This window comes from Rhodococcus mengyinensis, from assembly GCF_048381435.1.
GTDB classification, from domain to species: Bacteria; Actinomycetota; Actinomycetes; order Mycobacteriales; family Mycobacteriaceae; genus Rhodococcus_F; species Rhodococcus_F opacus_D.
This window is the reverse complement of sequence record NZ_JBLWIT010000156.1, coordinates 74,932-92,620: the sequence shown is the minus strand read 5'-3', so window position 1 is coordinate 92,620 and position 17,689 is coordinate 74,932. Positions and strand designations below refer to the sequence as shown.

The following is a 17,689-nucleotide window of genomic DNA, read 5'->3' as shown; positions in this document are numbered from 1 at the left end:
TGCGCCCGGTTCACCGATTCAGTCTGCCAGAGAGGGCGGTCCCCGCAGGTCCCGGCCGCAGGAATTCCCGATCGGACTCCGGCGGCAGTCGTCCCGGGCGAAGATGACGGCATGGTTTCGCGCACCGAGGACCCACAGGTGACCATCGGCCAGGGAACGCTGCGGGGCGTCCGCCTGGGCGGCGTTCGGTCCTGGAAAGGCATTCCCTACGCCGCGCCGCCGGTCGGCGAGTGGCGGCTCCGCGCCCCGCGCCCGCCCGAACCCTTCACCGGCGTTCGCGACTGTTCCCGGTTCGGTCCGATCGCACCGCAGAACGAGCACGGCCCGCTGCCCATCGATCCCGGTCTGACCATCGACGAGGACTGCCTCACCGTGAACGTCTTCGCCCCCGCGACGGACACCGAGCGACCGCGGCCGGTGATGGTGTGGATCCACGGCGGGGCGTATTACCTCGGTTCGTCCGGACAGCGCATGTTCGATCCGACCCGTCTGGTCGAACGCGGCGACGTCGTGGTGGTCACGTTCAACTACCGGCTCGGTGCGCTGGGCTTCCTCGACTTCTCCTCGTTTTCGACCGGGGAGCATCCGTTCGACACGAACCTGGGCCTGCGCGATCAGATTGCGGCACTGACCTGGGTTCGCGACAACATCGCGGCATTCGGCGGCGACCCGGGCGACGTGACCCTGTTCGGGGAATCCGCCGGTGGGGGCGCGGTCACCACGCTGATGACGTCCCCGCCGGCGGAGGGACTGTTCCATCGCGCGATCGCCGAGAGTTCCCCCGCGACATCCGTGTACGGCGGTGACCGCGCGGCGAGCATCGCCGAGTCGTTCCTCGAGCTGCTCGACATCGCGCCCGCCGACGCGGGCCGTCTCCGCGACCTGCCCGTCGACGTGCTGACGAAGGCCTGCGTCGAACTCGTCCAGCAGGTGCCCGCGCGGGTCCCCGGCACCCTGGCGGTTGCCCCGACCGTCGACGGCGACGTGGTCCCGCACTACCCGGTGGCGGCATTCCGCAAAGGCCTCGCACACCGAATTCCGCTGCTGATCGGGACGAACAAGGACGAGGCGTCGATGTTCCGGCTCATGAAGTCGCCCCTGATGCCGATCACCCCGGACGCCGTGCATCAGATGTTCGTGGCGATCGCCGCCGACCATCCCGACCTCCCGGCGGACGAGGAACAGGAGGTGGCGGCCGCGTACCCCGACTACCCGAAGAAGCGCTCGGCCATGGAGATCTCGCGGGATGCCGCGTTCCGGATGCCGACGCTGTGGATCGCGGAGGCGCACAGCCGCGTCGCCCCGACCTGGCTGTACCGCTTCGACTACGCGACACCGTTCCTGCGCGCCGCGCGGATCGGCGCCACCCACGGCACCGAGGTGCCGTACGTCTTCGGGAACTTCGGCGTCGTCCCGCACGACCCCACATTCAAGCTCGGGGGGCACCGAACCGCCGGGCACGTGTCGGAGCGGATCCAGCGACGGTGGCTGTCGTTCGCCACCGAGGGCACCCCGGACGGAACGGGAGCCGAGGTCGGCTGGCCGCGGTACGACGAGGCGGATCGCACGACCCTGCTGATCGGCAAGTCCGACGCGGTCGTCGCCGATCCGGACCGGGAGCTCCGCCGGGCCTGGGGTGAGGAAGTCATCGGTTTCACCTGAGCGGCGGTGCCTCGGTTTCGTATCCGCGGAACGCGGGGATACCTCCTGAATGAGCCCTGCAGCAACGGAATCGGGTCGCGACCTCAGTGTGGGGGTCGAGGAGGAGTTCTTCCTCGTCGACGAGTCCGGTCACCTCTCCGCCGCGGGACCCGACGTGGTCACGGAGGCCGGCCACGACATTCACGGGCTTCAGCGTGAACTCGCCCGATGCCAGATCGAGACGGCGACGGGCGTGTGCCACACCGGGGAGGAACTGCACGAGGAGCTGCGCAGCCTGCGACGCCGGCTGGCGAAGGCCGCCGCGGGCCGCGATCTGCTGCTGCTACCCAGCGGGACGTCCCTGATCGTCGAGGGATTGCCCCCGGCGATCACCCCCAGCCCGCGGTACGAGCAGATGGCCCGCCACTTCGGGTCGATCGTGGACACGGTGACCACGTGCGGCTGCCACGTGCACGTGGGGGTCCCGAGCCGCGACGTCGGTGTGCGGGTGAGCAACCTGGTTCGCAGTTGGCTGCCCGTACTCCTCGCGCTCGCCGCGAACTCGCCGTTCCACAGTGGGCACGACACCGCCTATCACAGTTGGCGGCACATCATGTGGTCGCGGTGGCCGTCGGCGGGACCGCCGCCGCACTTCGACTCCGCGGACGAGTACGAGGCGATGGTCGGAGCCATGATCGGAACCGGTGCCGCCATGGACCGGGGAATGATCTACTGGCACGTCCGGCTCTCCGACAAGCAGCCGACCATCGAGGTCCGGGTCGCGGACGTCGCCATGACCGCGGCGCACGCGGCGCTCTACGCGGTGGTCGTGAAGGGTCTCGTCGGGTGGGCGCTCCAGTCGCTGGACGACGGCCTCACCGTGCCGTGGCTGCGCGCCGAGCTGCTGCGGGCGCAATTGTGGCGCGCGGCCCGTGACGGACTCGACGGGGAATGCACGAGCCCGGCCACGGATCGGGCCCTGCCGGTCCGCCGGCAACTGGAATTGCTGAACGACTGCGTGGCCCCGGGGCTCGGCGCGAGTGATCGGGCGTTCCTCGAGTCGGGGCTCGACACCGTGTTGCGCGAGGGCACGGGCGCCGAGCGGCAACGGGCCGAGTTCACGCGCGTCGGCACGCTGGCGGCGGTGGTCGACCTCCTGACGCGCGAAGTGGTCAGCTGACCGGAGGTGGCGGAGTCAACTCGGCGACGCCGGCGGTGGTGGAGCCGATGTAGCCGGGATGCAGCAGTCCGGCGGATCCGACACCCGTGAGCAGGGCACCTGCGCTGGTGTCCGGTCCGGTACGCAGCGGACCGGGGTCGTCGATCAACGCTTCCACGGTCGCGGTGTCGACGAGGCTGAGGTCGATGCGCTGCCCGGCGGGCTGGTAGACGGCGAGGACGACCGGGTCGGGGTAATGCGCGGCGGTGCGGCGCATGACGTGGAACGCGGGGTCGGTGCCCAGGGCGAGCACGGTGACATTCGCGAACGATGCGAGTCGGTCGGCGACCGCACGGCCTGCCCCGCTCCGCCACGTACGCCCGTACAGGGTGAGCGCGTCGGACAGGTGGCGCTGCTCGGTGGCACCTCGCGGGCTGCCGCCCGTCGGGTCGAGCAGGGCCCGCCACCGTTGTTCATAGAACTCGCACGCGGTGTCGAAGTCGTCGTCGGACCCGGCCGCCGCGACGTCGCCGCGCGAGGGCGCTGCGGGTTCGAGGACGGATCGACCACCGGCGAACAGCGTCTCGGCGTGGCCGGAGGCAGAACAGCGGGCGACCAATTGCACCGACCATCGGAGGAGCAGCCCGTCACGGCAGGTGTACCGGAAACTCAGCTCGTACCGTTGCCCTGCCGTGCGATCGTCGTCGAGGTCGATCATGTGCGCGTAGTCCGCGCGGATGACGCCGTCCACCTCGGTTTCCGCGGTCATATGATCGAGTGTCCACCGCCGACGCGACCGCTGCGTGGCGATCGCCCGTGTTCGGCCTGCTCGGTCCCGGTTCCGGGGTGTCGGCGACCGTGTCCGCCACACGTGGCACGATCTTCGCGTGAGCACACCAACTCAGCTCGAACAGCTCCATCTCGTCCTCGGTGACGAGGAGTTCCTCGTCGAACGTGCGGTGGCGCAGGTCATCAGCCACGTTCGCGCGAACGCGGACGTGGCCGCGGGCGCTGATCTTCCCGTCAACCGGTTGAGGGCGGGCGACGCCGGGGCAGCCGAACTCGCCGAACTGCTCAGCCCCTCCCTGTTCGCCGAAGACCGCGTGGTGGTGCTCGAGGCCGCGGCCGAGGCAGGCAAGGACGCCGTGGCACTGATCCTCGACGCAGCCGGGGACCCGCCTCCGGGCGTCGTCCTCGTGGTCCTGCACTCGGGCGGCGGACGGGCGAAAGCGATGACCGGGGCGCTGGAGAAACTCGGAGCGGTGGTGCACCCGTGCGCCAAACTGAAGTCCGGCGACCTCATCGGGTTCATCCGCGGCGAGTTCCGCACCCTCGGCGTCCGGGTGTCGCCGGAAGTGGTGCAGACCGTGTTCGAGGGGGTCGGCTCGAATCTGCGCGAACTGGCGGCCGCGTGCTCGCAGCTCACCGCAGACACCGGCGGAAAGATCGACGTCGCCGCCGTTCAGCGGTACTACTCGGGCAAGGCCGAGGTGAGCGGTTTCGACGTCGCGGACAAGGCCGTCGCCGGCGACACCGCAGGCGCGATCGAGGCGCTGCGCTGGGCGATGCTGCGCGGCGTACCCCACGTGCTGCTGGCGGACGCGCTGGCCGACGCGGTGCACTCGATCGCCCGGGTGGCCCCGGCGGGACGGGGAGACCCGTTCCGGATGGCGTCGGAACTCGGCATGCCACCCTGGAAGATCAAGAAGGCGCAGGCCCTCGCGAAGGGATGGACACCCACGTCGGTGGGGGAGGCGCTGCGTATCGTGGCGTCCCTGAACGCCGACGTCAAGGGCGCGTCGGCCGACGCGGACTACGCCGTCGAGAGTGCCGTCGGACGCGTCTCCCGGCTACGCCAGGTCTGACACGCAGACACGACAACAGCCGCTCGATCCGAGGATCGAGCGGCTGTTGGAGAGCCTACGACGGAAGAACCGTCAGATCTTGTTGATCGCCTGCGCGAGAGCAGACTTCTTGTTGGCAGCCTGGTTGGCGTGAATGACGCCCTTGCTGGCTGCCTTGTCGAGCTTGCGGCTGGTGGCGACGAGGAGCTCGTTGGCCTTGTCCTTGTCACCGGCCGCCGCAGCCTCGCGGAACGAGCGGATCGCCGTGCGCAGCGAGGACTTCACCGACTGGTTACGGAGTCGGGCCGCCTCGTTGGTACGGATCCGCTTCACCTGGGACTTGATGTTGGCCACGCGTAAAATCCTGTCGTCTTAAGCTGGTTACGGTCGAGAAAGCTCTGGGCGCACACATATGCACCGACAGGCGAGATTACCAGTGATCGGTGTCCGATCTCAAACCGGCGCCGGACGCGCCGGGAAATCCTGCGGCTGTGCTGCTGAACGGGTGTGCATGTAGCAGCATGTCTGGGATGACGCCCCCAGCATCGAAGTCGTCAACAGTAACGAAATCGTCGGCAACCTCGAAAGCCCCCGTCCGGAAATCGGGGGGAAGCACGCAGGCGGGTGCGAAGGCATCGGGAACCCAGCCGCGGACACGGGTGACCGCTCGGCCGCGCAAGCCCGCCCACGTGTTCGACGGGTACACCGACGTCGGGCGCTACGGGCTGGCGTTCGACGAGATGTTCGACCGCGACGGCACCGTCCGCCCGCCGTACAAGGGCGTCTTCAAGGCGCTCGAGCCCGCGGACCGAGCCGACCTCGCCGCCCGATCCGACGCCCTGGGCAGGGCGTTCATCGACCAGGGCGTGACGTTCTCGCTGTCCGGTCAGGAACGGCCCTTCCCGCTCGATCTGGTCCCCCGGGTCATCGCGGCTGCCGAGTGGACGCGACTCGAGAAGGGCATCAAGCAGCGCGTGCAGGCGCTCGAGATGTTCCTCGACGACGTGTACGGGGAACAGCGCATCCTGCGTGACCACGTGCTGCCGAAGCGGTTGGTCACCTCGTGCGAGCACTTCCACCGGGAGGCGTCGGGGATCGTCCCGCCGAACGGGGTGCGGATCCACGTCGCCGGCATCGACCTCGTCCGCGACGAGAACGGGGTGTTCCGCGTACTCGAGGACAACCTGCGTTCGCCGTCGGGGGTGTCCTACGTCATGGAGAACCGCCGCACGATGGCGCGGGTGTTCCCCGACCTGTTCATGTCGCACCGCGTGCGGTCCGTCGGCGACTACGCCTCCCATCTGTTGCGGGCGCTGCGCGCGTCCGCCGCCCTCAACGAGGCCGACCCGACCGTCGTGGTGCTGACACCCGGTGTCGCGAACTCCGCGTACTTCGAGCATTCGCTGCTCGCGCGCCAGATGGGTGTCGAACTGGTCGAGGGGCGTGACCTGTTCTGCCGCGACAACATGGTCTACATGCGCACGACCGAGGGCGAACGCCAGGTCGACGTCATCTACCGCCGCATCGACGACGACTACCTCGACCCGATGCACTTCCGGCCGGACTCCGTGCTCGGGGTGGCCGGCGTCCTGAACGCGGCCCGGGCGGGCAACGTCGTCATCTCGAGTGCCGTCGGGAACGGGGTCGGCGACGACAAACTCGTCTACACGTACGTCCCGCAGATCATCGACTACTACCTCGGCGAGAAGCCGTTGCTCGCGAACGTCGACACGTTCCGGTGCTGGCTCGACGAGGAGTGCGAGGAGGTCCTGGACCGGGTCGACGAACTGGTGATCAAACCGGTGGAGGGGTCCGGCGGCTACGGCATCGTCTTCGGCCCCGACGCGTCACCCAAGGAACTGAACACGATCGCCCGGAAGATCAAGGCCGACCCGCGCGGGTGGATCGCGCAGCCCGTCGTCCAGCTGTCCACGGTGCCGACCAAGGTCGGAGACGAATTGGTGCCGCGGCACGTCGATCTGCGGCCCTTCGCGGTCAACGACGGTGACGACGTGTGGGTGCTGCCGGGCGGGCTGACCCGTGTGGCCCTGCCCGAGGGGTCCCTCGTCGTGAACTCCAGCCAGGGCGGCGGAAGCAAGGACACGTGGGTGCTCGCGAGCCGGAGTTCCGACGAGGAGCGGGAACTCGCCGGTGAGGAGCTCGTGACCGAGCCGGCGCAGTCCGCCGAGGCCGAGCAGGGACCCGAACTCAGTACGACTCAACTGCAGCAACAACAGCAACAGCAGCAGCAACAGGGCCAGGGCCAGGGAGGTGATCGCTGATGCTGGCGAGAAACGCGGAATCGCTGTACTGGATCGGCCGGTACGTCGAGCGGGCCGACGACATGGCCCGCATCCTCGACGTAGCCGTGCACCAGCTGCTCGACGACGCCTCGGTGGACCCCGACCGCACGTCCCGGTTGCTGCTGCGGGTGCTCGGCATCGAAGCTCCCGACACCCAGCTCGACGTCCGGTCGGTGACCGAACTGGTGGCGTTCAGCCGCAACCAGGTGGGCTCGATCATCGACTCCCTCGCCAGCGCCCGCGAGAACGCGCGGGGAGCCCGGGAGGTCACGTCCAGCGAGATGTGGGAGTGCCTCAACACCACGTACAACGGCCTCGCCGAACGGGAACGGGCGTCCAAGCGTCTCGGGCCGCACGAGTTCTTCCGGTACGTGGAGGAACGCGCGGCGATGTTCGCGGGTCTGGCCGACTCGACGATGAGCCGCGACGACGGATACCGCTTCCTGCTGCTCGGCCGCTCCATCGAGCGCGTCGACATGCTCGCGCGGATGCTGTTGTCCCGTGCGGGCGACCGCCCGTCCTCGCCGGCGTGGGTGACGGTGCTGCGTTCCGCGGGAGCTCACGACACCTACCTGCGCACGTACCGCGGCGCGCTGGACGCCAACCGGGTGGTCGAGTTCATCCTGCTGGACCGGCTGTTTCCGCGGTCGGTGTTCCACGCCATCCGGCAGGCGGAGTTGTGTCTCGCCGAGCTCGACCACCAGCCCGACAGCCGCGTCGGACCGAGAGCCGAGGCGCAGCGCCTCCTCGGCCGGGCCCGGAGCGAACTCGAGTTCCTGCCGCCCGGCGTGCTCCTCGAGGATCTCCAGGATCGGCTCGCGGGGTTGCAGGAAACCTGCCGCGACCTCGGAGAAGCCATCGCACTGCAGTATTTTCACGCTGCGCCGTGGGTGGCGTGGACCGATGCACGGGCCGTCGGCGGCGACGCCGTCGTGGAGGGAGAGCTGTGAGCTGGCGTATGAGAGTCGTGCACACCACCGGGTATGCCTACGACGCACCGGTCACGTCCTCGTACAACGAGGCGCGACTCACCCCGCGCGGTGACAGCAGGCAGACGGTGATCCTGAACCGGGTGGAGACGACGCCGGCGACGCGGTCGTACCGCTACACCGACTACTGGGGCACTGCCGTCACCGCGTTCGATCTCCATGCGCCGCACAGGGAACTCGAGGTAACCGGGCTGTCCGTGGTCGAGACCGAACCGTTCTGGGAGCCGGAGGAGAAGGTGGACTGGGACGAGCTGGCCAGCCCTCCGCTCACCGACCGGTTCAACGAACAGCTGAGCAACACCACGTTCGTGCCGCGCAGCCGAAAGCTCGACACCATCGCCCGGGACCTCCGCAAGGGCCGCACCCCCGACGAAGCCGTTGTCGCGGCGGCGGACTGGGTGCATCGGGAGATGGATTACGTTCCGGGCACGACGGGCGTCCACACGTCCGCGGTCGATGCTTGGGCCGAACGGCAGGGTGTGTGCCAGGACTACGCGCACCTGACGCTGGTTCTTCTGCGCAGCATGGGAATTCCGAGTCGATACGTGTCCGGCTATCTGCACCCGAAACCCGATGCGGCGGTGGACGACACGGTGGCGGGGGAGAGTCACGCGTGGGTCGAGGCGTGGACCGGTGCGTGGTGGGGATACGACCCGACCAACGCCGTCGCGGTGAACGAACAGCACGTGTCGGTGGGTATCGGGCGGGACTACGCGGACGTTCCGCCGCTCAAGGGCATCTTCTCCGGGGGCCGCGCGACAGATCTCGAAGTCGTCGTGGAGATCACACGCCTGGCGTAAAGTGCCAGCCAGATCTATCTGTGGAAAGCAGGACTAACGATCCATTTCGACGAAGGTGGGTTCAATGTCTCCAACCGCACAGGAATACGTAGAAGTCGAACCGATCTCGGATCTCAAGAAATACGTAGCTGAGGCGGTTGGAACGTTCGTACTGGTCTTCGCGGCGGTGGGTACGGCGGTCTTCGCCGGAGCCAAGGTCGGGAACCTCGGTGTGGCACTGGCATTCGGACTGACGCTCCTCTTCCTCGTCTACGCCATCGGCCCCATTTCGGGCTGCCACGTCAACCCGGCCGTCACGGTCGGACACCTCGCTCTCGGCCGGTTGTCCGTCGTGAAGGCGGGGTTGTACGTCGTCGCCCAGGTCATCGGCGGTCTCGTCGCCGGTGTGGTGGTGTACGCGATCGCGCAGAGCCTGCCCTCGTACAACCGGGCCGACGACGGTCTCGGCGCCAACGGCTGGGGCGCCCACAGCCCGTCCGCCATCAAGGGACCGCTCGGCGGGGTCATCGAGAACGGTTACGGCATCGGTGCGGCGATGATCGTCGAAGTCCTGCTCACCGCGCTGCTCGTGTTCGTGGTCCTCGCCTCCACCGACCAGATCTCCGACGTCCCCCTCGCCGGTGTCTCCATCGGGTTCACGCTCGCCGTGATCCACCTCGTGTCGATCCCGATCGACAACACGTCCGTCAACCCCGCCCGCAGCCTCGCCGTCGCGCCCTACCAGAACGGCGCGCTCGCCCAGGTGTGGCTGTTCATCGTGTTCCCGTTGATCGGTGGCGCGGTGGGAGCGCTCGTCTACCGGTCACTGTTCGGCCGGTACGACCGACTGCAGAGCTGACAACCGGCCGACCCGTCCCGGACCGGCGCGACCTGCGAGCCGCACTTCTCGCGTGCGTCGTTCTCGCGCTCACCGGGGCGGTCCCTGCGACCGCGACCGCCGAGGACGCACCGCGGCCGGGACCGACCTACGTGGCCCTCGGCGACTCCCGGGCAGCCGGGCCGCTCATCGAATTCACCGAGCACCGCGACCTGTGCCTGCGATCACCGGACCTGAACTACCCGGCGAAGCTGGCGCGGCTGATCGGCGCGACCACCGTCACCGACGTCACCTGCTCCGCCGCGAAACCCGCCCACGTGATCAGCACCCCGCAGTTCGTGGGGGCGGGATTCGCTCCACCGCAGATCGAGGCGCTCCGCCCGGACACCGACGTCGTGACGCTCAGCATCGGCGGGGGCGGTTCCCATCACCTGCCCGTGTCGGTGCGCTGCGCCGCTGTCGTTCCCGGCGCGGATGCCGGTTGCCGCGACAACCCACGGGCGGAGCAACTGGCGGTCGAGGGGATCGCGACGATGGCACCCCAGGTCGACGCCGTGGTGGCCGCGATCGTCGCGAAGGCACCGAACGCCGAGGTCTTCCTGATCGGGCACGGCGGTTCCGTCGGACGGCGTGGTTGCTGGCCGAACATGCCCGTGTCCGACGCGGACGCGGTTTGGCTCGAGCGATACTTCGCCCGCTTCAACCAGATCTACGTCGATGCCGCGGCCAGATACGGCGTGCACTACGTCGACATCGCGAAGGCCGCCGTGGATGGTGGGCACGACGCCTGCGCGCCGGCGGGGCAGCGGTGGTTCGAGGGCATCCTGCCGCAGTCACCCGCGGAACCGGCGCATCCCAACGCGCTCGCGATGACTGCGATCGCCGAGATGATCGCCGACGATCTGCGCCGGTGACGGCGTCACTGCCAGCTGAAGTCCGCCCGCAGTCGACGCGCCACGATCTCGAACGTGTCCTGTGCCATCACGGCGCCCTCGCGGCGGATCCCCGCCTCCGGCACGTCCAGCACCCGGTCCAGGCGGATCCAGCTCGGACGACCCTCCGCATCCCACGCCCCCGAGCCGACCGCGATCCAGTCCCGGTCGCCGTCGTGCTTGCTCTGCGAGGACAGCATCAACCCGAGCAGGGTGTCGCCGTCACGTCCGACGACGAGCACGGGCCGGTCCTTGCCCTGGCTCGGATCCTCCTCGTATGCCACCCACGTCCAGACGATTTCGCCCGGATCCGCGCGACCGTCCAGGTCGGGGGAGTACTCCACCTTCCGTGCCCGATGGGCCGTCGGGGCGGAATTCGCGGTGACCGGACGACCCGGGGCCGGCTTCGGCGCGGCGACCGTCGACCCGGTCAGGACACCGGCCGCGCGGTCCAGCGCGCCGGACTTCTGCAGCGCCTGGATCAGCTGCGGGCCCTTGTCCCGTGCAAGTCGGCCCAACGTCTTCCCGATGCTGCTCCACGTGCTCGCCATGGCCGCCGAGCTTAGTGCGTGTATGCCGCGGCAGCCGCAACGCGGTGGCTTGGATATCCTGACAGGTGACAGTGGCCCGGAACCGGGCCGGTGCCGGTCCAGGTAAGGGGTCCCCCATCAGCAGCTTCGCCGACAAGACGTTCACGGATCCTGCCCGGATCCGGAATTTCTGCATCATCGCGCACATCGATCACGGCAAGTCGACCCTGGCCGACCGCATGCTTCAGCTCACCGGTGTGGTCGAGGAGCGGCAGATGCGCGCCCAGTACCTCGACCGCATGGACATCGAGCGCGAGCGCGGCATCACGATCAAGGCGCAGAACGTCCGGCTGCCGTGGAAGGTGGGCGACGAGGAGTTCGTCATCCACCTCATCGACACCCCCGGGCACGTCGACTTCACGTACGAGGTCTCCCGCGCCCTCGAGGCCTGCGAGGGTGCAGTCCTGCTGGTGGATGCCGCGCAGGGCATCGAGGCCCAGACGCTCGCCAACCTGTACCTGGCGATGGAGAAGGACCTCACCATCATCCCGGTGCTCAACAAGATCGACCTGCCCGCCGCCGACCCGGACCGGTACGCCGAGGAGATCGCACACATCACCGGGTGCGAGCCGGGTGACGTGCTGCGCGTGTCCGGCAAGACCGGCATCGGGGTGAAGGAACTGCTCGACGAGGTCGTGCGGCAGATCCCCGCCCCCGTCGGTGACCCCGACGGTCCGGCGCGCGCCATGATCTTCGACTCGGTGTACGACGCCTACCGCGGAGTGGTCACCTACGTGCGCGTCGTGGACGGCCGGATCTCGCCGCGCGAGAAGATCACCATGATGTCGACGGGCACTACCCACGACCTGATCGAGGTCGGCATCATCTCGCCCGAACCGAAGGCCAGTATCGGCCTCGGCGTCGGCGAGGTGGGGTACCTCATCACCGGTGTGAAGGACGTCCGGCAGTCGCGAGTCGGCGACACGGTCACCGCGGCGCGCGGCGGTGCGACCGAACCCCTCGTGGGCTACCGCGACCCCAAGCCGATGGTCTACTCCGGCCTCTACCCGCTCGACGGTTCGGACTACCCGGTGCTGCGCGACGCCCTGGACAAGTTGCGTCTCAACGACGCCGCCCTGGCCTACGAGCCGGAGACGTCGGTGGCGCTCGGATTCGGATTCCGCTGCGGATTCCTCGGACTGCTGCACATGGAGATCACCCGCGACCGCCTCGAGCGCGAATTCGGGCTCGAACTGATCTCCACGTCGCCGAACGTGGTGTACCGGGTGGTGATGGAGGACGGCTCCGAGCACGTCGTCACCAACCCGTCGTACTGGCCGGAGGGCAAGATCCGCGAGGTATACGAGCCGATGGTGAAGTGCACCGTCATCGCGCCGAGCGAGTTCATCGGCGCGATCATGGAGCTCTGCCAGAACCGGCGCGGCGAACTCGGCGGCATGGACTACCTGTCCGAGACCCGGGTGGAGCTTCGCTACGAGATGCCCATGGGCGAGATCATGTTCGACTTCTTCGACGCCCTGAAGTCGCGGACAAAGGGGTACGCCAGCCTCGACTACGAGGAGGCCGGCGAGCAGCAGGCCGATCTGGTGAAAGTGGACATCCTGCTGCAAGGCGAGGCCGTCGACGCGTTCTCCTCGATCGTGCACCGATCCGCGGCCGGCGCGTACGGCGGACGGATGACGTCGAAGCTGCGTGAGCTCATTCCCCGCCAGCAGTTCGAGGTGCCGATCCAGGCGGCGATCGGCTCGAAGATCATCTCGCGTGAGAACATCCGCGCGATCCGCAAGGACGTGCTCGCCAAGTGCTACGGCGGCGACATCAGCCGTAAGCGCAAGCTGCTCGAGAAGCAGAAGGAAGGCAAGAAGCGGATGAAGACCATCGGCCGGGTCGAGGTTCCGCAGGAGGCCTTCGTGGCCGCGTTGTCGTCCGAATCGGTCGGGGACAAGCCGAAGAAGTAGCACCGACCGCTCGGTTGTTCTCCTCCGTCGACGTCTGATCGAAAGTAGGTGCGGCACGTGGCCCTCGAAACCTGGCTCACCCGGACACTGGGAATCGAGGTGCCGATCCTCGGCGCCCCGATGGGCGGACGGGCCGGCGGGGCCCTCGTCGGCGAGGTGTCGAAGGCGGGTGGGCTCGGCCTGCTCGGCGCGGCGCGCTACGCCACCCCGGAGTGGGTGGCGAAGGAGGCGGCGGTCGCGCGGAGCATCGGCGGCGACGCCTTCGGCATCGGGTTGATGACCTGGGCGCTCGACGACGACGACGCCCTGCTCGACGCCGCGCTGGCGGAGAACCCGCGGATCGTGTCGCTGTCGTTCGGCGATCCCGCGCCCTATGTGGAGCGGGTGCACGCTACCGGGGCGCTCGTGGTGTCGCAGGTGAACACGATCGACGATCTGCGGGTCGTGGAGGCGGCGGGCGTCGACTTCGTCATCGCCCAGGGCGGCGAGGCGGGCGGCCACACCGGCCGGATCGGGACGCTGCCGCTGCTGCAGGAGATCCTGGACTCCACCGCGCTGCCCGTGCTCGCCGCGGGCGGCATCGCGACCGGCCGTGGTCTCGCCGCCGTTCTCGCTGCCGGCGCGGAGGGCGCGATGATCGGGACCGCGCTGCTGGCCAGCCCCGAGACCATCGGGCCGGAGTACGCCCGCGGCAGGCTGATCGCGGCGGGCAGCGCGGACACCGTGTACACGTCGGTGTTCGACCAGGCGCGCAGCCAGCCGTGGCCGGCCCGGTGGGGTGGCCGGGCCCTGAGCAACGCGTTCACGTCCCGCTGGCACGGCGAGAACGCCCCGGACACCGAACTCGCCGCCGCCTACGACCCCGCGGATCCCGACCTCGGTGTCGTGTACGCCGGGGAGGCGGCTGGTCTCGTCACGTCGGAGCGGCCGGCGGGTGTCGTGGTACGGCAGATCGCGGCCGACGCGGAGCGGTTGCTGCACCGTTTCGCGGAGTAGTCCGGAGTCGCAGGTCTCGGCCGGATCACCCCGTGTAGTGGGCAGGGTGGAAGCCGCTCGCCGCGGCCTTCTCGGCGCGGATGACGTGGACGACCGCGTTGATCAACGCCAGATGGGTGAACGCCTGCGGGAAGTTACCCAGGTGCCGACCCGACTCGGGATCGATCTCCTCCGCGTACAACTCGAGGGGGCTGGCGAACCCGAGGAGCCGCTCGCACAGGCGCTTCGCGCGGTCGAGTTCGCCGATCTCCACGAGCGCCGACACGAGCCAGAACGAACAGATGGTGAACGTGCCCTCCTTGCCCGTGAGCCCGTCGTCCGTGGTCTCCACCCGGTAGCGCAGCACCAGCCCGCCCTCGGTCAGCTCGTCCGCGATGGCGAGCACGGTGGCGCGGATGCGCGGGTCGTCCGAGGGCAGGAACCGCAGGAGCGGAGCGAGGAGGAGTGAGGCGTCGAGTTCGTCGCTGCCGTAACGCTGGGTGAGGACTCCGCGTGCGTCGACGCCGTGCTCGAGAATGTCGGCCTTGATCTCGTCGGCGAGGTCGGCCCACTGGTCCGCATAACTCGTCTCGCCCTGCTGCTCGGCGAGTTTCGCGCCCCGGTCGAGGGCCACCCAGCACATGATCTTCGACGACGTGAAGTGCTGCGACTCGCCGCGCACCTCCCAGATGCCGCGGTCGGGGAGCTGCCAGTGCTCGATCGCCTCCTCGACCTGACGTTTGAGCATCGGCCACAGCGTCTCCGGCACCCGCTCACGCGATCGCACGTGCAGGTACACGGAATCGAGGATCGTTCCCCAGATGTCGTGCTGGTCCTGGTCGTACGCACCATTTCCGATCCGCACCGGACGCGCGCCGTCATAGCCGGACAGGTGCGGCAGTTCCTCCTCGACGAGGGTCCGCTCGCCGCCGACGCCGTACATCACCTGCAGCGGCCGGTACTTGCCGTCGTCGGCACTGGACACGTCGTAGAGGAACGCGAAGAAGTCGTCGGCCTCCCGGTCGAGTCCGAGGCTGTACAGCCCCCACAGTGCGAATGTCGAATCGCGCACCCATGCGTAGCGGTAGTCCCAATTTCGTTCGCCCCCGGGGGTTTCCGGAAGCGATGTGGTCGACGCGGCGAGCAGCGCGCCGGTGGGGGCGTACGCCAACCCCTTCAGCGCCAGGGCGCTGCGCTGCAGGTAGCCACGCCACTTGTGGTCGGGGAAGCGGCCGGTCGTGATCCATTCCCGCCAGAACTTCGCCGTCTGCCACATCTTCTCGGCAGCCTCGTCATAGGTCTGCGGCGCAGGCATGTGCGACCAGGACAGTGCGACGAACACGTTGTCGTCCTCGACCATCCGGGTCCGGGCCCGGGCCTCGCGCCCTTCCAGCCCGAGCTTCATGTTGCTGGTCAGCCGGAGTGTGGGGTGGTCGCCCGCACCACTCGACTTGCAGGTGGCGGTGGCTTCCTCGTAGACCTTGCCCGTGTACTCCCACACCGCGTCGCCGCGGTGGTAGTCGAACGCGGGCTCGCAGCTCATCTCGAGATCCACGGTGCCGTTCACGCATTTGACGGTCCGCAGCAGGACATGTTCGGCATCCCAGTCCGTGGGGGTGCGGCGATGGGAGCGGGACCGCTGCTCCACGTTGTGCCACGGGCCGAGCACGAGTGCGTCGCGGACGATGAGCCACCCCGTTTCGGTCTGCCACGTCGTTTCGACGATCAGTCCGCCCGGCAGGTAGCGGCGGGCGGCGGGCACGTTCTGCCCGTACGGCGCGATCCGGAAGTGGCCGGCGCTGCGGTCGAGGACGGCGCCGAAGACGCTGGGGGAGTCGGGCCGGGGGATGCACATCCACTCGACCGCCCCGTTCCGGGCGATCAGGCACGTGGTCTCGCAGTCCGACAGGAACGCGTAATCGTCGATCGGCGGAAACGCGCGACGGTGACGATGCGCGGCAGAGCGGGGCTGGTCGTCCGAGTGCGCATCGAGAGACACCATCTGCTCATCATCGGCCGTCGTCGTCGCGGCGTCCACCTGTGCGCCGACCACGTGCCGGCGAACGATAGGGTGGCACGGTGGACCGGATGGCGAGTTGGTGGGACGGCTTCGAGCTGTGGATCGCCGGGCTCCCGTTCGTTCCGCAGGTCGCCCTCGTGCTGCTGGTGATGGTGCCGGTGTGCCGGGGACTGGCGTGGCTGCTCGATCGTGGCCTGGCCGCAGTCTTCGTCCTGCTCAGGCGGGACGTGTCGAAGGTGGAGGAACCCTGATGCCGCGCTCACGCGTCACACTCGCGCTGCTCGCGCTGCTCGTCCTCGTCGTCGTCGCATGGCTGGTCACCCGGTAAATCCCGTTCGATGTGGGCGGTTGGTTCAGCCTCTGCTACAGTCCACGGCGTGTCTGAAGCCGCTGTACACCAGGTCCGCCATGAATTGGCGTTGATCGCTGTCGGCATGCTCGCAGTCGCCGACATCGACTGTTGTTGATTTTTCCTCGCACACAGCACTGCGCGCGAGTGACACCGTGCACGCTCGACCGGTCTCGCGCTGCTGATTTTCGTTCGCATTCCTGATTCCGCTCGGGCGATCCCTGCGTTCCTCCTCTCGAACCCCCTCCCACGTTTGTGCACCACCCCTCTGTGACAGATCCCCAGGAAGGTTTCTCCCATGAAACGCCGTTCTCGTAGTCTTCTCACGGCCCTCGTGACGCTCGGAGCTGTGGCGCTGACCGCGTGCAGCGGCGGCGCCAGCGACACCGTCGGCGGCGACTCGGCCGGTGCCGACGGCAGTGCGGGCACCATCAACCTGTACGCGTACGCCGTGCCAAAGCCGGGCTTCGACAAGCTGATCCCCGCGTTCAACGCCACCGACGAGGGCAAGGGCGTGGCCTTCCAGCCGTCCTACGGTGCCTCCGGTGACCAGTCCCGCAAGGTCAAGGACGGCGCCGAGGCCGACTTCGTCAACTTCTCCGTCGAACCCGACATCACGCGCCTCGTCGACGCCGGCCTGGTGGACACGAGCTGGAACCAGGACGCCTACAACGGGATTCCGTTCGGTTCGGTCGTCACCATCGTCGTGCGCGAGGGCAACCCGAAGAACATCCACGACTGGGACGACCTGTTGCGGCCCGACGTCGAGGTCGTGACCCCCAACCCGTTCAGCTCCGGATCCGCGAAGTGGAACCTGCTCGCACCGTACGCAGCGAAGAGCAACGGCGGCCAGGACCCGGACGCCGGTCTGGCCTACATCACGTCGCTGGTGAACGACCACGTGAAGATTCAGCCGAAGTCGGGCCGCGAGGCGTCGGAGGCGTTCCTGCAGGGCACCGGTGACGTGCTGCTCAGCTACGAGAACGAGGCGCTGTTCATCGAGGGCAACGGTGACCCCGTCGAGCACGTGACCCCGCCGACCACGTTCAAGATCGAGAACCCGGTCGCGGTGCTGTCGAACAGCAAGAACCTGGAGAAGGCCAACGCGTTCAAGGACTTCCTCTACACCACCGAGGGCCAGAAGCTGTGGGGAGAGGCCGGATTCCGCCCGGTCGATCCCGCGGTGGCAACCGAGTTCGCCGACAAGTTCCCCGAACCGGCCAAGCTGTGGACCATCGCCGATCTCGGCGGCTGGTCCAAGGTCGACTCCGAGGTGTTCGCCAAGGACACCGGGTCCATCGCAGTGATCTACGACAACGCAACCAAGTAAGACCGACGTGAGCGACACGAC

The 17,689-nt window shown here is 68.5% G+C and carries 17 protein-coding genes; 13 read left to right on the top strand and 4 right to left on the bottom strand.

The features are described from left to right. Positions 1–111: 111 nt before the first annotated feature. A complete protein-coding gene (locus ACNJ7E_RS41615) occupies positions 112–1,662 on the top strand; it encodes a carboxylesterase/lipase family protein (protein ID WP_280782409.1) in 1,551 nt (516 codons plus the stop codon). 49 nt (positions 1,663–1,711) lie between these two features. Continuing rightward, positions 1,712–2,821, top strand: coding sequence for a carboxylate-amine ligase (locus ACNJ7E_RS41610; RefSeq protein ID WP_418342539.1), 1,110 nt, complete (start codon positions 1,712–1,714; stop codon positions 2,819–2,821). On the opposite strand, the gene ACNJ7E_RS41605 is transcribed toward ACNJ7E_RS41610, so the two are convergent. After that, entirely contained in the window at positions 2,814–3,569 is a 756-nt protein-coding gene (locus ACNJ7E_RS41605) for a hypothetical protein (RefSeq protein WP_280782411.1), read from the bottom strand. The two genes, ACNJ7E_RS41610 and ACNJ7E_RS41605, sit on opposite strands and share 8 nt — an antisense overlap. Before the next feature lie 118 nt (positions 3,570–3,687). On the opposite strand from ACNJ7E_RS41605, the gene holA reads away from it, so the two are divergent. Next, positions 3,688–4,665 carry a DNA polymerase III subunit delta gene (gene holA / locus ACNJ7E_RS41600; protein WP_280782412.1) on the top strand — a complete coding sequence of 326 codons (978 nt, stop codon included), beginning with the start codon at positions 3,688–3,690 and terminating at the stop codon, positions 4,663–4,665. A gap of 72 nt (positions 4,666–4,737) precedes the next feature. Here holA and rpsT read toward each other — a convergent pair whose 3' ends face one another. Then, entirely contained in the window at positions 4,738–4,998 is a 261-nt protein-coding gene (rpsT, locus tag ACNJ7E_RS41595; protein ID WP_005248015.1) for a 30S ribosomal protein S20, read from the bottom strand. 305 nt (positions 4,999–5,303) lie between these two features. Here rpsT and ACNJ7E_RS41590 point away from each other — a divergent pair, with 305 nt between their 5' ends. The 5 genes from ACNJ7E_RS41590 (at position 5,304) to ACNJ7E_RS41570 (ending at position 10,467) form a co-directional block, all read left to right on the top strand. Beyond that, positions 5,304–6,926: a circularly permuted type 2 ATP-grasp protein gene (locus tag ACNJ7E_RS41590; RefSeq protein ID WP_280782413.1), complete on the top strand. Its 1,623-nt coding sequence runs from the start codon at positions 5,304–5,306 to the stop codon at positions 6,924–6,926. Further along, the gene (locus ACNJ7E_RS41585) at positions 6,926–7,897 is read left to right on the top strand and encodes an alpha-E domain-containing protein (RefSeq protein WP_280782414.1); all 972 of its coding nucleotides are present in this window, start codon (positions 6,926–6,928) and stop codon (positions 7,895–7,897) included. The genes ACNJ7E_RS41590 and ACNJ7E_RS41585 overlap by 1 nt, the downstream gene beginning before the upstream one ends. Positions 7,898–7,905: 8 nt before the next feature. Further along, complete coding sequence (locus ACNJ7E_RS41580) at positions 7,906–8,736, top strand: transglutaminase family protein (RefSeq protein WP_280782415.1); 831 nt, start codon at positions 7,906–7,908, stop codon at positions 8,734–8,736. Positions 8,737–8,800: 64 nt separating this feature from the next. Next, positions 8,801–9,574, top strand: coding sequence for an aquaporin (locus ACNJ7E_RS41575; protein ID WP_011594352.1), 774 nt, complete (start codon positions 8,801–8,803; stop codon positions 9,572–9,574). 131 nt (positions 9,575–9,705) lie between these two features. Then, positions 9,706–10,467 (top strand): SGNH/GDSL hydrolase family protein, encoded by a 762-nt coding sequence (locus ACNJ7E_RS41570; RefSeq protein ID WP_418342538.1) that lies wholly within the window; start codon positions 9,706–9,708, stop codon positions 10,465–10,467. 5 nt (positions 10,468–10,472) lie between these two features. Here ACNJ7E_RS41570 and ACNJ7E_RS41565 read toward each other — a convergent pair whose 3' ends face one another. Further along, positions 10,473–11,036, bottom strand: coding sequence for a type II toxin-antitoxin system PemK/MazF family toxin (locus ACNJ7E_RS41565; RefSeq protein WP_280782418.1), 564 nt, complete (start codon positions 11,034–11,036; stop codon positions 10,473–10,475). Between the two features lie 65 nt (positions 11,037–11,101). Between ACNJ7E_RS41565 and lepA the strand changes: the two genes are divergently transcribed. Next, the gene (lepA, locus tag ACNJ7E_RS41560; RefSeq protein WP_280782419.1) at positions 11,102–12,994 is read left to right on the top strand and encodes a translation elongation factor 4; all 1,893 of its coding nucleotides are present in this window, start codon (positions 11,102–11,104) and stop codon (positions 12,992–12,994) included. A gap of 57 nt (positions 12,995–13,051) precedes the next feature. Beyond that, a complete protein-coding gene (locus tag ACNJ7E_RS41555) occupies positions 13,052–13,990 on the top strand; it encodes an NAD(P)H-dependent flavin oxidoreductase (protein WP_280782420.1) in 939 nt (312 codons plus the stop codon). A gap of 25 nt (positions 13,991–14,015) precedes the next feature. Here ACNJ7E_RS41555 and ACNJ7E_RS41550 read toward each other — a convergent pair whose 3' ends face one another. Then, positions 14,016–15,971 (bottom strand): glycoside hydrolase family 15 protein, encoded by a 1,956-nt coding sequence (locus tag ACNJ7E_RS41550; RefSeq protein WP_418342537.1) that lies wholly within the window; start codon positions 15,969–15,971, stop codon positions 14,016–14,018. Positions 15,972–16,057: 86 nt separating this feature from the next. On the opposite strand from ACNJ7E_RS41550, the gene ACNJ7E_RS41545 reads away from it, so the two are divergent. From ACNJ7E_RS41545 to ACNJ7E_RS41535, 3 genes are all read left to right on the top strand, one after another. Further along, complete coding sequence (locus tag ACNJ7E_RS41545; protein ID WP_005247996.1) at positions 16,058–16,240, top strand: hypothetical protein; 183 nt, start codon at positions 16,058–16,060, stop codon at positions 16,238–16,240. Positions 16,241–16,366: 126 nt separating this feature from the next. Beyond that, a complete protein-coding gene (locus tag ACNJ7E_RS41540) occupies positions 16,367–16,456 on the top strand; it encodes an Ms4533A family Cys-rich leader peptide (RefSeq protein WP_317746273.1) in 90 nt (29 codons plus the stop codon). Positions 16,457–16,636: 180 nt separating this feature from the next. Then, a complete protein-coding gene (locus ACNJ7E_RS41535; protein WP_418342536.1) occupies positions 16,637–17,668 on the top strand; it encodes a sulfate ABC transporter substrate-binding protein in 1,032 nt (343 codons plus the stop codon). Positions 17,669–17,689 lie beyond the last annotated feature (21 nt).

Excerpts from the sequence above, each read along its gene's own strand:
- ACNJ7E_RS41580 (WP_280782415.1), top strand. The coding sequence starts at position 7,906 with ATGAGAGTCGTGCACACCACCGGGTATGCCTACGACGCACCGGTCACG.
- ACNJ7E_RS41535 (WP_418342536.1), top strand. The coding sequence starts at position 16,637 with ATGAAACGCCGTTCTCGTAGTCTTCTCACGGCCCTCGTGACGCTCGGA.
- ACNJ7E_RS41565 (WP_280782418.1), bottom strand. The coding sequence starts at position 11,036 with ATGGCGAGCACGTGGAGCAGCATCGGGAAGACGTTGGGCCGACTTGCA.
- ACNJ7E_RS41605 (WP_280782411.1), bottom strand. The coding sequence starts at position 3,569 with ATGACCGCGGAAACCGAGGTGGACGGCGTCATCCGCGCGGACTACGCG.
- ACNJ7E_RS41545 (WP_005247996.1), top strand. The coding sequence starts at position 16,058 with ATGGCGAGTTGGTGGGACGGCTTCGAGCTGTGGATCGCCGGGCTCCCG.
- ACNJ7E_RS41550 (WP_418342537.1), bottom strand. The coding sequence starts at position 15,971 with ATGGTGTCTCTCGATGCGCACTCGGACGACCAGCCCCGCTCTGCCGCG.
- ACNJ7E_RS41575 (WP_011594352.1), top strand. The coding sequence starts at position 8,801 with ATGTCTCCAACCGCACAGGAATACGTAGAAGTCGAACCGATCTCGGAT.
- ACNJ7E_RS41615 (WP_280782409.1), top strand. The coding sequence starts at position 112 with ATGGTTTCGCGCACCGAGGACCCACAGGTGACCATCGGCCAGGGAACG.
- ACNJ7E_RS41585 (WP_280782414.1), top strand. The coding sequence starts at position 6,926 with ATGCTGGCGAGAAACGCGGAATCGCTGTACTGGATCGGCCGGTACGTC.
- ACNJ7E_RS41610 (WP_418342539.1), top strand. The coding sequence starts at position 1,712 with ATGAGCCCTGCAGCAACGGAATCGGGTCGCGACCTCAGTGTGGGGGTC.